Origin of the sequence: Orrella sp. 11846, assembly GCF_048820935.1 — a bacterium.
In the GTDB taxonomy this organism is placed as follows: Bacteria; Pseudomonadota; Gammaproteobacteria; order Burkholderiales; family Burkholderiaceae_B; genus Algicoccus.
Map to the genome: position 1 here is coordinate 39,554 of NZ_JBMERD010000005.1, position 13,201 is coordinate 52,754.

Below are 13,201 nucleotides of genomic sequence, written 5' to 3' on the forward strand. Positions count from 1 at the left end.
GTATAAGTGACGTTGCAAACAGCCTAAACGAAAGGGGAGAGTGCGAGGCAAGAGTTGGTAGACGAATATGTAAAACTTATTCGACTCAAGGCACAGCGTGTCGCACGTAAATTTTGATGAAAAAACAATGGAAATGGATTGCAATGTTCGTTGGCGCGGCTGCTCTGGCTGGTTGCGCTGGGGGGCAGGACGTGCATTATTACACCTTGTCACCAACGGTGACCGTGAAGCAATCTGTTGCATCGTCAGACGCTTGGATAAAGCCTTATCGTGTGACGGTTGCAGGTTTGTCTGGGCAGATGAATGACACCCCAATCGTGGTTAGACAATCTGATAATCGTTTGATGGTTTTGACGTATGACCGCTGGGGCTCACCCTTACAAGAACAGGTTCAGCAATCTCTCACACAGGCTCTCACAAATGAACTGGGTGTACCTCCCATACAAGGAATGCCGGGTGACAATGCCGCAGATGTCGTTAAAGTGAACGTGCAGATCCAGGGGTTTGAGTTAGAACCGGCTAAACAAGCGGTATTGGAAACGGTTTGGCAAGTGACTTCTGTCAAACCTGCCAAGCAATTAATCTGCCATAGCGTTAGCCGTCAGGCCAGCGAACCTGGTGTGGCACCGTTGGTGCAGGCACAGCAGTTGAATGTTCAGGATTTAGCCAAGCAGATTGCCCAAACACTGCGCACAAACAAGGCACCAACAGGTGTTCAGTGCACAAAGCGCTAGAAAATTCTCAAGCCAGAAATCAAAGCGAACCGAAATACAGAATAAAAGTCGCCCGCTTGTTTGAGCACCGCCATTGCGTGCGAGCTTCAATACAATGTTTAAGCACAGGTCTAGTCTCTAACTCCTGAAAAGGTAGTATTGCTGGTAAGTGATTGTGGTGTTGTTCCGGATGCCAAGTCGGTGCGATATCCTTCATGATGCAAAAAGGTTATTTTGGCGACACGTTTTCAGCTTATGTCGCTGACAACGACATGTCAGCAACTCATGTTCTCGATTTGGCGAAATGGCGACATGTTTTTGGGACATGTCGTTTTTAACGACATGATCTAAAGAAACGTCGAGAGCCTCGTTTTCGATGACACGGTGGTCGCTTATCCTAGGTGACAGTGAATTAGCCAACACCTTCTCTGTCAAGTGCTTTGAAGCCGTAGCCTTAGGTAGAGGTGTTAATAACAATTAAACTGAAAATCCTATGAGCTGTGATTGCGTCAGTGCAGTGTGATGAAGGTAGTTCATTTCAGCAGAATTTGTGCTTCCTTAAACACTCACGTTTGTAGTTTGTGAAATGGGATTTCTGGACTGCCCCTTACATCTCACTTTTTGGTGATATTTAAGAGTGTGAGTAAACAAAGCGTGGCAGACTGCATGCAGCCAAGCTTTATCATATTTTCAATATCTCGCTGATGTGAAACATGGCAATTACATCGTATTGTTGCAAGCCTTATCCGGGATGGTTATCTTGGATACGTTCGAAACGACTCACTTTTTTTAAGAATCTAGGTTGGCGGCCAGACATAGAGAGCTCACCGAAAACTAAAATATATCCAGTCTGGCTTTCGTGGGCAGTGAGTGCAATGGCATATTGCGCCGCATTCAAGGATGTTTTGGCGCGAATGCTTTCCCCGGTTTCAGAATCCAGAAGCAAAAGCACGACCTCACCTTCACGGCGACCAGATTCATTAAGTTCGCCTAACAATTGCTCCACACTTCCGACAAACATGTCTGTTTTGTGTGTGCTGTGTCTGCGTAATTCCTGCCGTACTTCTTCAATCACTGGGAAGTATGCCTTCCGAATCAGAACAGGTGTTTGTCGTGTTTGATCAACTGGGTGTTTCAATGCCCAATCAAAACGTAGTTCGACATCATTATTCAGTTGGGCGTCATGGAGACGCGTTAGCCCTTCACAAAAGTTAGAAGAAATGGTTGGTTGTTCAAGGTTTTTTTCTGAAACTAACCATGAGTCAATATCGTCGATCTCGATCGCTTGAACTAAGCTGGATGTTGCCTGATGGATTCCCAGCATAGCTTCTCGTACAAAGGTATTGTTTGTTTCAAGCGCAGAGGGCATAGCTCCCATTGCATCAATGTCGCATGACACGCGGACCACAAAGCTTCCACGCTCAGTGTGATCAAATCGGCTTAGTTGGATGAATTCTTGTGCCTCTGATCTGCCCATTCTAAGATGGTGTAGGCTGGGCGCCACCACGTTGCAAGCCGCAGCTCGGAGAATCTGCTCAGTGGCTGTCAAAACCTGTTTTGCGAATGTTAAGGGAATGCTGGAATTGTTTGTCGTGCCGCCCAATAAACGATACTGCACGGAATCGCTACGTACGCGTGCCAATTTGGAAATGATCGTTGGCACGGTTAAATTGTGGAGTGACGCCAGCGTTTCGATGGCTTCAAGTTTGCAGTCCTCTGCATCACTATATGTAGCATCAGTGGGTATTCGTATTTGCCTATAGGGAAATTCTTGATGTGCAAGTAAAAAAAACCGAAGACTAGAGGCAGTTCCCTCAATCTGTTTCCAGCCTAAAGATTTGGTGAGATCACGTAGATCAGACGGTTGAATTGTCATTTCAAATTTCATCGTAGTGCAATGGATCGTTACATGCGATTCTTTCCATCAGTATTTTTAAGCTGTGAACGGTAAAAATGTTTTGATGTGGCAATTGAATCGTGACCCCCGCGTTGTTGATCGTTTCTGGCGCGCCATTCAGACTGCGCCAATAAGCACACTTTCTAAGCATCAAATGCTCAGGTGTCTGCTCGATCCATAAATCTTCCTGTGCAGGCAAGAACAGTACAACAAGAATTCTTGGAATCATGAGTGTGGCAGAGCGAAGGGCGTTGTACTGAGAAATACCTTTCAAAAAGTAGGATAAACCTTACTTGGATTCAGGTGGTTTTAATGTGGTCGCCTTCAACTGTATGGATAGCTTGACCTCAGTGAGGATGGAGTTCGGAAACTGTCCCCAGGCGGTTATCGTGGCATCAACGCCCGCATTGTCTTGGTGACGAGTGGATACAGCGCAATCCATTCCTGCGTATGCAGTAACAGCATGGAGGTATGCATAACTTAACTCGGACTCTCGGTTCTGGATTGAAAGTGGGTGAGTCAAGGCGATTCTCCGATGGCTAAAGAGCTGCGATTCAAACAATTAATCAAAATGGCAATTTTGTGGAAGGATGGATTTGGCCTGCCTTGGAATGATTTTGATACGCTGATGATGTGATGGTGTATCCCATGGCATTAAAGGCTGTTTTGGCATCAGCATGCATATCGGTTACAAAGTTGTGCGATGAGGTTCGAGTCTTGTTGGACTTTGCCAATAGAGGTAGATGCAAGAGGCAATGACAGATAAACCAGTGAATAAAAATTCAATTGATGATAGTCATTTAGTTTTAAGTGATTACGAAATAAAGCCATCACGAGACCTTGATTCTGAAATTCGGGAGTATTTCAATCAAGGCTTTGTGGCGCTTGGTCGAGCTGATTTGCCACCCTACAAGATCACCTTTCCAATGGATTGGAGTCTTGATCCGTATCACGATCGAAACTGGGTATTTCAGTTACATGCGTGGCAAATGCTGGACCCATTTCTTGCTCGCTTTTCGAATGCTGATATTGAATACATTGCAAAAGTCATAACAAGTTGGTTTGATTATGAAAAAACCAATCGAAATCCAGAGATCGAAGAATGGCTTTGGTATGACATGGCGGTCGGGTTGCGTGCACTCAAAATTGCCTATTTTGTGTTGCGCTGTAAAAAACTGAATGTTGAAAACCCTATAGAAAACGTTGATCAACTTGTTGTCAAACATCTGAAAAGGTTAATGAATCTGGAGGAGCTGAGTTCTGGAAATCACGGTATTTTTCAGCTAAACGGGCTGATGTCACTTGCCTGGGTGCTTCAATCTAAAGTTGAATGGAAGCGTTTGTCATTGCTACGTAAAGCGAGTCGGTATGCACGGGAGCAAATAAAAATAATGCTAGGCAGACAATTGGGTCAATTTGGTGTGCATACTGAAGACTCGCCTGATTACCATTTTTTTGCAGTTCAAAAAATCACGACTTTATTGAAGGCACCATGGTGGCAAGATGCTGAAATGACGCATATACGCCAATTGCTTGCTCAAGCTGAGATTGCGAAGTGCTGGCTTGTGACACCGGCTTTTGAGTGTGTGCCGATCGGTGACTCTGACAAAGGACAGAAACGTTCAACGATTAAAAAGGATTTGATTGAACTCTGGCCGCATGAAAGTACGGAAACAGAAATGGGTGCTCAGATTGATGGCTATGCCGTCATTCGATCGAAGCCTGAGATCCCAGTGAGCGCCAGCCGTTTTGTTTTTTTCCAGGGTTCGTTCTACACTGATGTTCACAAACATGCCGATGATTTGTCATTTATCTGGCAGGAAGGGGAAACTACATTCTGATCGACCCCGGTAAATACGGCTATCAGTCAGATCGTTTTCGGGACTATTTCCTAAGTAGTCAGGCTCACAATACGGTGACTGTAGACGGTATCAGCCCCTCTAGAACATCTGAACAGGCCTATGGTTCGGCTATTTCACTTGCGCCGACCAACCTATCTGGTTATTGGATTGTGATCGGAGAGGTTAAGAATAAGGAACAGTCTTTTACCCATACCAGAGCGTTGATTTATCGGCCTGGTGATGTGTTGTATGTAATTGACTCAGTTAAGAGCTTGGAGGAACAGCTCCCTAGTCGTCAAGTGCGAATTGCTTGGCATTTTGATGAGTCTTATCACATCACAAAACGATCTGAACATGAGCTGATTGGGTACAGTGAAACATCGTCTCCATTGAAAGTTCAAACCAATTCTCAAGCGGGAGAAATAACAACGAATGTCGTCAAAGGATTGAACGAAGACGGTGAGTTGCTAGGCTGGGTGTCTCATGATTATTTAAGCTATGAGCCAACGACGGCTGTCACAATCGATGGAACATTGACGACAGAGAATATGTTTTTAACCTCTTTTCACTTGTCAGAATGTGACTCAGCACCCCTAGTGGAACTAAAAAACAATAGCCTGACTATTCATGATGCGCAGATTTTAAATGTCATCCAAATAGCCTTAGCAGATTCAGATTCGCAAAACGTTAGGAGCCCTGAAACCGGTCATCGTAAACAACGCCGATCTGAATCTTTACTGAGCACTGCCTTAAGTAAGTCGTTACAAACCCTTAGAAAGCTTATTTGATCAGTGTGTGAGACCTCGGGAGGTAGGGGGCCTAAGGGGTTGGTGTGTAGGATCGCTTAAACGAGTTGTGTTTATTGGGATGGGCGGGGAATGTTACAATTTTAGAGACTAGAATTTTGGTACTCACGGTACTTGAATGTAGGTATGGATTGCTCTTTGGAATTTACTGCATGTAAGTTGAAAGACATACATCCATGCACGATCAGCGCGAGTAATAACACGATGAGGATATAACATGAAACTCAAACGCATCGCGCTAACGAATTATCGACGCTTTGAAAATTTTGCAATTGACTTTGACCCTGAACTTACTGTCATTGCTGCGCGTAATGGGCAAGGGAAAACTACAGTCTTAGAAGCTGTTGCTGCTTCTTTAGGCCCGTTTGTTGGTGCTTTTGACTATGGGCGGTCTGAACATATTCGCCCTACCGATGCTCGATATACAGTCGAAAGTGATGGGTTTCAAAACATCCAGAATTTTCCTGTCATTATTTGCGCCGAAATCAATGAGCCGACTACTATTCAATGGCAGCGTGCCTTGAAGAGCATAAAAGGTCGTACAACAACCAAAGATGCCGCACCTTTGGCGGATTGGGGGAAACAACTCCAAGAAAGTCTACGTACAGTTGCAGATGTTTCTTTACCGATAATGCGTTATTACAGCTCTAAACGTTTATGGGTTAGTCATAAAAACGTGAGTAGCAAGGCTATCTTGACCCAAAGCCGTACGGCAGGGTATGAGGATTGCCTGTCATCGCTGTCTAGCTTTGTGCAATTGCAAGAGTGGACAAAAAAAGCGACTCATGCTGTTCATCAACAGCGTGAAATACCCGGTTATGAGAAATCTAACTTAGGACCACGACTTCAAGGTATGCAACAGGCCGTGGATACGGTTATGCGTGATGAAGGATGGCACAATTTTCACTACAGCTTTGTTTTTGATGAGTTGGCAATGGTGCATCCTGATCATGGTGCTTTGCCTATCAGTATGCTCAGCGATGGTGTTAGAGCCATGATTTCCCTAGCAGCAGACTTGGCTCTGCGCTGTGTACGTCTTAATGGTTATTTGGGAGAGATGGCACCTCAGAAAAGCACGGGGATTGTGCTGATTGATGAGGTTGATCTACATCTGCATCCAGCATGGCAACAGCGTGTATTAGAAGCTTTGCGTCGAGCTTTTCCTAAATTGCAATTCATTGTCAGCAGCCATAGCCCACAGGTGCTCTCGACTGTGGCACGCCGTCATGTTCGAGTTTTGTTTAAAGATACAGAAGGTCAATGGCAGGCAAAAACACCTTCTCAAGAAGTCTTAGGTCTGGAAAGTGCCATTGCACTAAATGATGTAATGGGTGTTAATCCAATTCCGCCAGTTGAGGAAGCGCGGCTGATTTCAAGCTATATAACCTTAATTGAAAATGGTTTGCAAGATCAGGCTGAAGGTCAATCATTACGTCAAAAACTAATTGATATTTATGGTGCAGAACATTCTGTTTTACTAGATGCGGATCGTTTGATTCGCTTTCAGAGTTACAAGCTTCGTCAAGCAGACAGATAAAAGGATCGTGGTTAATGCATAAGCTTGAGCGTTCTAATGCATCTACTCCAAATTGTTTAGTTGAATATGATTATCAGTCACAAAACTGGGATGATTTAGGTAATCAATGTAAGCGGGAGATACGATCTTCATTAGTACAAATGCAGGGTGTAGCTCTGAATCCAACAGAGCAATTAAATAAAGATTACGTGCGTTGTGCATATTGTGAAGGTCGGATTTATGCAGGTGGACACATAGAACATTTTCGCAGAAAGGGCTCAGCTTTTTATCCTGAATTGACCTTTGTTTGGGAGAATTTGTTTCTGGCTTGTGACTCAAATCAACATTGCGGGCATTATAAAGATCGCAAGGATGGGCCTGAATATGATCCTGATCAGCTCATTAAACCAGACGAGCATAATCCAGAATTTTATTTGCATTTTCATGTGTCGGGGCAAGTGCATGTAAGATTAGGTTTGGATGCTAAGGATATTCAAAGAGCAGAAGAAACTATTCGAGTGTTTGGACTGAATAGTGGAGCTTTAGTTGGTGCGCGTGCCAATGCTTTGAAAATATATAAAGACAAACTTTTAGCGGATCTTGACGAATTGGCTACCTGGCCACCTGAAGATCGGCAAGCTTATTTGACAGAAGAGATTGAACAAACCAGTCATGAGGCATACGCTACAACGATTGCACATTTTTTAAAAAAGTAGTGTATGACTGAAACGAATCCCTTGAGTTGATCTGTTTTTAGTGAGTTTTGCTTGCTTATATCTTCTTGTTTTAAGTTGCTGAGGTGGTGTTTGGCGTCGATCAGCCGATCATACGACCGGACTGATCAGAGGTAGGCGTGTTGCTTAGTTTTCCAGCAGATCACGTAAAACGAATGGCAAGATGCCACCGTTTAAGTAGTAATCTACTTCAATGGGCGTATCAATCCGCAGTAAGACTGGCACACGATCGGTTTGGCCGTTTTTACGGTGTATCACCAGCGTGACATCTTGTTGCGGTTTGATCGGTTGATCGAGGCCTTCAATATCAAAGGTTTCTGTACCCGTGATCTGCAAGCTGTCGACACCGTCATTGCCTTTGAATTGCAAAGGTAAAACGCCCATACCCACCAAGTTGCTGCGGTGGATGCGCTCAAAACTTCTGGCAATGACTGCTTTGACGCCTAGGAGCAGGGTGCCTTTAGCCGCCCAGTCACGTGATGAGCCAGTGCCGTATTCCTCACCACCAAAGACAACGGTTGGAATATTGGCTGCCTGGTAGGCCATTGCCGCATCATAAATTGACATTTGTTTGCCAGAGGGTTGATACAAGGTATCGCCGCCTTCGAAGCGACTGCCATCGGGCAAGGCCGGAATCATCAGGTTTTTAATGCGAACGTTTGCAAATGTGCCACGCATCATGACCTCATGGTTGCCACGACGTGAGCCGTAGCTGTTGAAGTCGGTTTTTCGAACGCCATTTTCAAGCAACCATTGACCAGCAGGTGACGTGTCTTTGATGGAGCCAGCCGGTGAAATATGGTCCGTGGTCACCGAGTCCCCAAAGATCCCAAGTGCCCGAGCGCCTTTGACGGTTGGTATGGTTGGAAGCTCAAACGTAAAGTCATTAAAGAAAGGTGGTTGAGCGATGTAAGTGGATTCGGGCCAGTCGTACAACTCGCCTGTCACACCCTGGATGCTTTCCCAGAGTGCGCCTGGGTTGTTTTTGACATTGTCATAGTTGTCCCGATACGCTTTGGGATCCATGGCGTATTCAAGTAATGAATTGACTTCTTCGGGTGTGGGCCAGAGGTCTTTTAGATACACCGGTTGACCATCCGAACCTGTACCAATGGGCTCTACCTCAAGATTCTTATTGATAGTTCCTGCCAGCGCGTAAGCAACGACCAACGGTGGTGAAGCTAAGAAGTTGGCTTTGACGTTGGCATGAATGCGCGCTTCAAAGTTTCGGTTACCTGAGAGTACTGCAGCACAGACTAGATCGTTGTCGATGATGGCTGCGTTGACATCGGCAGGCAGATCACCGGCGTTTCCAATACAGCTGGTGCACCCGTAGGCAGCGACATCAAACCCTAAGGCATCTAGACTGTCGAGTAGATCTGTTTTCTGGAGATAGTCGGTGACCACTCGAGATCCGGGTGCCAATGAGGTTTTGACATGACTGGGCACTTTGAGGCCGGCTTGATGTGCTTTTTTAGCGACTAGGCCAGCTGCCAGCATGACGCTGGGGTTAGACGTGTTGGTGCAGGATGTGATAGCTGCAATTAGAATGTCACCATTGCGGATCGGGCCAGATTCTGGTGTTTGAATGACTTCTTCAAACTTTGCTTCTGGCTGGTTGAATCCATCTTGTGCGGTTGACTGGCTATAAAGGCGACGGAATGTGTCTTTCACATCACCCAGTTCAATGCGATCTTGTGGGCGCTTAGGACCCGCTAATGACGGTGTGACTGTATCAAGATCTAGCGTGAGTAACTGGCTGTACTGGATGTCGCTGGCGTTGGGTACGCCAAACATGTCTTGTGCTTTGAAATACGCTTCAAACGCATCGATTTCTTCAGCAGTACGACCTGTACCTCGGAAGTATTCCAAGGTGCGATCATCGACCGGGAAAAAGCCCATGGTTGCGCCGTATTCGGGTGCCATGTTGCCGAGGGTGGCGCGGTCTGTGACGGACAAGCTAGCCGTACCAGCACCACAGAACTCAACGAATTTGCCAACCACTTTTTCTTTACGCAGCATTTCTGTAATGGTTAAAACCAAGTCGGTGGCAGTCACACCTGGACGCAACGCGCCTTTCAATTCAACGCCCACCACATCTGGGGTGAGGAAGTAGACGGGCTGGCCCAGCATGCCAGCTTCTGCCTCAATTCCACCCACGCCCCAACCCACCACACCAATCCCGTTAATCATGGTGGTGTGACTGTCGGTGCCAACTAGCGTATCCGGGTAGTACATAGCGGTTTTTGCATCATGGTGTACACCGCGGGCTAAATATTCCAGATTGATCTGATGCACAATGCCAAAGCCTGGTGGTACTACACCAAATGTGTTGAATGCTTGCATACCCCACTTCAGGAACTGGTAACGTTCTTTGTTGCGTTCGAATTCAATTTTCATATTGAGATCGAGCGCATCCGGTGTTCCAAAATAGTCAATCATGACGGAATGATCGACGACAAGGTCGACGGGGACTAAGGGTTCGATGGCAGTGGCGGATTTGCCTTTGTCGTGTGCGACAGAGCGCATCGCGGCTAAGTCAGCCAGTAAAGGCACGCCAGTGAAGTCTTGCAGTACAACGCGTGAAACAATAAATGGAATTTCGGAGGTGCGTTGCGCGTTGGGTTGCCAGTTGGCAAGCTCGCGTACGTGTTGTTGAGTGACCTTGCGATCATCACAGTTGCGTAAGACCGATTCCAGCACGACGCGAATAGACAGCGGCAGCTTAGAAATGTCGACACCTAACGATTGTCCGAGTGCGGGTAGTGAATGAAACTTGCCATCTTTCGTTCCAATTTTGAAAGATGACAAGGTGTTAAATGTGTTGTGAACCATAAAAAATCTCCAGTCAATCGATGCCGCTAGCATATCGTATGCAGCCAAAGACATAAACCATCTTGCGGTATTAAAGAAAGCGTAAAAATCTGATGAGGTTTGGTTGAAAAACTTGTGATTAAACCGTGTCGATTTTTAGGTGGTTAGCAATGAGGCTGAATTTAAAAAAATAGCCCCTGCTGAAGAATCAAACAGGGGCCAGTGCTTGAAGATCAATTGCACGATTGAAGATCAGTCGCGCAACTTGTTTCAGGCTTAGTCTTCAATCAGATCGGCGACATCTTTATAGTCAGGAATCTGATCAAAGTTGAGGTAGCGATAGACTTCATCGCCGCTCTCATTAATGACACCAATATCGGCCATGTATTCTTCACGGGTTGGGATGCGTCCCAGACGTGAACAAATGGCTGCCAGTTCGGCTGAGCCGAGGTACACGTTGGTGTTCTTGCCCAGACGGTTGGGGAAGTTACGTGTACTGGTGGACATGACAGTTGCGCCTTCGCGAACCTGAGCTTGGTTCCCCATGCACAGTGAGCAGCCGGGCATTTCGGTGCGAGCACCTGCAGTGCCAAAGACACCGTAGTGACCTTCTTCCGTGAGTTGTTGCTCATCCATCTTGGTGGGTGGTGCAACCCACAGACGCACAGGAATGTCACGCTTGCCTTCGAGAAGCTTAGATGCCGCACGGAAGTGACCGATGTTGGTCATGCAGCTACCGATAAACACTTCGTCGATTTTTTCACCGGCCACGTCGGACAAGGTTTTGACGTCATCTGGATCGTTGGGGCAAGCGACGATCGGTTCGATGATTTCATCCATGTCGATTTCGATGACAGCGGCGTATTCTGCATCGGGGTCTGCTTTCAGAAGCTGTGGGTTTTCTAACCAAGCTTCCATAGCTTTAACGCGACGCATGATACTGCGCTCATCTTCGTAGCCGTTGGCGATCATCCACTTGAGCATCACGATGTTGCTGCGCAGGTATTCGATGACGGGCTCTTTGTTCAGTGCGACAGTACAACCACCGGCAGAACGTTCTGCGGTTGCGTCAGCCAGTTCAAAGGCTTGCTCTACCTTCAGATCGGGCAGACCTTCGATTTCAATCACGCGACCGGAGAAGACGTTTTTCTTGCCTTCTTTGGCGACTGTCAACAGACCATTTTTGATGGCGTAGAACGGAATGGCGTTGACCAGATCACGCAAGGTGACACCTGGCTGCATCTTGCCTTTAAAGCGAACCAGAACGGACTCAGGCATATCCAGTGGCATCACACCGGTGGCTGCCGCAAAGGCAACCAGACCACTACCGGCTGGGAAGCTGATTCCGATTGGGAAGCGTGTGTGTGAGTCTGCACCGGTACCGACGGTGTCAGGCAACAACATGCGATTCAACCAAGAGTGAATCACACCGTCACCAGGACGCAAGGAAATACCACCACGTGTGCTGATGAAATCAGGCAGTGTGTGGTGTGTTTTGACGTCAACAGGTTTTGGATAGGCCGCTGTGTGGCAGAAAGACTGCATCACGAGGTCTGCAGAAAAGCCCAAACAAGCCAAATCTTTCAGTTCATCGCGGGTCATTGGGCCGGTGGTGTCTTGGCTACCGACTGAAGTCATGCGAGGTTCACAGTAGGTTCCAGGACGAACGCCCTTACCTTCAGGTAAGCCACAAGCACGACCAACCATTTTCTGAGCCAGAGTGTAGCCTTTGCCGCTATCGGCAGGATCTTTAGGCAGACGGAATGCGGTTGAGTGACCCAGACCCAGTGCTTCACGTGCACGGGTGGTCAAACCACGACCGATGATCAGGGGAATACGGCCACCAGCTTGCACTTCATCAAACAGCACGTCGGATTTGATTTCAAATTCTGAAATGACTTCACCGTTTTTCAGAACTTTCCCTTCGTAGGGACGCAATTCAATGACGTCGCCCATATTCATTTGGGTCACATCGAGTTCGATGGGCAGTGCGCCAGCATCTTCCATGGTGTTGTAGAAGATTGGGGCAATTTTGCCACCCAAACAAAAGCCACCAAAGCGCTTGTTGGGAACGTAGGGGATGTCTTGACCAAAGTGCCAGAGCACGGAGTTGGTTGCAGACTTACGTGAAGAGCCGGTTCCGACCACGTCGCCGACGTAAGCAATGGTATGGCCTTTTTCTTTGAGCTCTTCAATAAAGCGCATGGGGCCGGTCACACCAGGCTCGTCTGGCGTAATGCCGTCACGAGGGTTTTTGAGCATGGCCAAAGCGTGCAGCGGAATGTCTGGACGTGTCCAAGCATCAGGCGCGGGTGATAGATCGTCGGTATTGGTTTCGCCACTGACTTTAAAGACCGTCAGTGTGATGCTTTCAGGCAGTGCAGGGCGTTTGGTGAACCATTCGGCGTCTGCCCAGCTTTGTAAGACAGCTTTGGCGTTGGCGCTACCTTTGTCTGCGGCTTCTTTGACGTCGTGGAATGCATCAAACATCAACAAAGTATCTTTAAGGCCGTTGACGGCGATCTGACCCACAACGGGGTCGTCGATCAGCTCGACCAATGCGGAGATGTTGTAACCACCCAGCATGGTGCCCAGGAGTTCTGTGGCGTGTTCGCGTGAAATCACAGGGCACTGTTCTGTGCCGTGTGCGACCGCAGCCAAATAAGAGGCTTTGACTTTAGCCGCATTATCCACACCAGCGGGAACGCGATGTGTAAAGAGATCCAGCAAGAACTCACCTTCACCAGCAGGTGGAGACTTCAGCAGTTCGATCAGATCAGCAGTCTGTTCGGCGCTGAGGGGGAGTGCAGGAATGCCGAGTTCGGCACGTTCTGCGACGTGTTGACGATATGTTTCTAGCATAAATATGAACCTTGATAA

At 47.1% G+C, this 13,201-nt stretch carries 9 protein-coding genes; 5 read left to right on the forward strand and 4 right to left on the reverse strand.

What is annotated here, in order from left to right:
* Positions 1–116 precede the first annotated feature (116 nt).
* Positions 117–734 (forward strand): PqiC family protein, encoded by a 618-nt coding sequence (locus ACOI06_RS05450; protein ID WP_420661509.1) that lies wholly within the window; start codon positions 117–119, stop codon positions 732–734.
* 721 nt (positions 735–1,455) lie between these two features.
* On the opposite strand, the gene ACOI06_RS05455 is transcribed toward ACOI06_RS05450, so the two are convergent.
* Positions 1,456–2,589, reverse strand: a complete 1,134-nt coding sequence (locus ACOI06_RS05455; RefSeq protein WP_420661510.1) for a hypothetical protein — start codon at positions 2,587–2,589, stop codon at positions 1,456–1,458.
* Between the two features lies 1 nt (position 2,590).
* A complete protein-coding gene (locus tag ACOI06_RS05460) occupies positions 2,591–2,884 on the reverse strand; it encodes a DUF4365 domain-containing protein (protein WP_420661511.1) in 294 nt (97 codons plus the stop codon).
* A gap of 481 nt (positions 2,885–3,365) precedes the next feature.
* Between ACOI06_RS05460 and ACOI06_RS05465 the strand changes: the two genes are divergently transcribed.
* From ACOI06_RS05465 to ACOI06_RS05480, 4 genes are all read left to right on the forward strand, one after another.
* Positions 3,366–4,451 (forward strand): heparinase II/III family protein, encoded by a 1,086-nt coding sequence (locus tag ACOI06_RS05465; RefSeq protein WP_420661512.1) that lies wholly within the window; start codon positions 3,366–3,368, stop codon positions 4,449–4,451.
* Entirely contained in the window at positions 4,451–5,239 is a 789-nt protein-coding gene (locus tag ACOI06_RS05470; RefSeq protein ID WP_420661650.1) for a heparinase II/III domain-containing protein, read from the forward strand. Before ACOI06_RS05465 ends, ACOI06_RS05470 begins: the two co-directional genes overlap by 1 nt.
* A 235-nt stretch (positions 5,240–5,474) precedes the next feature.
* Positions 5,475–6,794: an AAA family ATPase gene (locus ACOI06_RS05475; protein WP_420661513.1), complete on the forward strand. Its 1,320-nt coding sequence runs from the start codon at positions 5,475–5,477 to the stop codon at positions 6,792–6,794.
* A 14-nt stretch (positions 6,795–6,808) separates the two neighbouring features.
* Entirely contained in the window at positions 6,809–7,489 is a 681-nt protein-coding gene (locus ACOI06_RS05480) for a retron system putative HNH endonuclease (RefSeq protein ID WP_420661514.1), read from the forward strand.
* A 144-nt stretch (positions 7,490–7,633) separates the two neighbouring features.
* On the opposite strand, the gene acnA is transcribed toward ACOI06_RS05480, so the two are convergent.
* Together acnA and acnB are read right to left on the reverse strand one after the other, a co-directional pair.
* Positions 7,634–10,342, reverse strand: coding sequence for an aconitate hydratase AcnA (gene acnA, locus ACOI06_RS05485; protein ID WP_420661515.1), 2,709 nt, complete (start codon positions 10,340–10,342; stop codon positions 7,634–7,636).
* Positions 10,343–10,597: 255 nt separating this feature from the next.
* On the reverse strand, positions 10,598–13,183 hold the full coding sequence (gene acnB / locus ACOI06_RS05490; protein WP_420661516.1) for a bifunctional aconitate hydratase 2/2-methylisocitrate dehydratase: 2,586 nt from the start codon (positions 13,181–13,183) through the stop codon (positions 10,598–10,600).
* Positions 13,184–13,201: the final 18 nt, after the last annotated feature.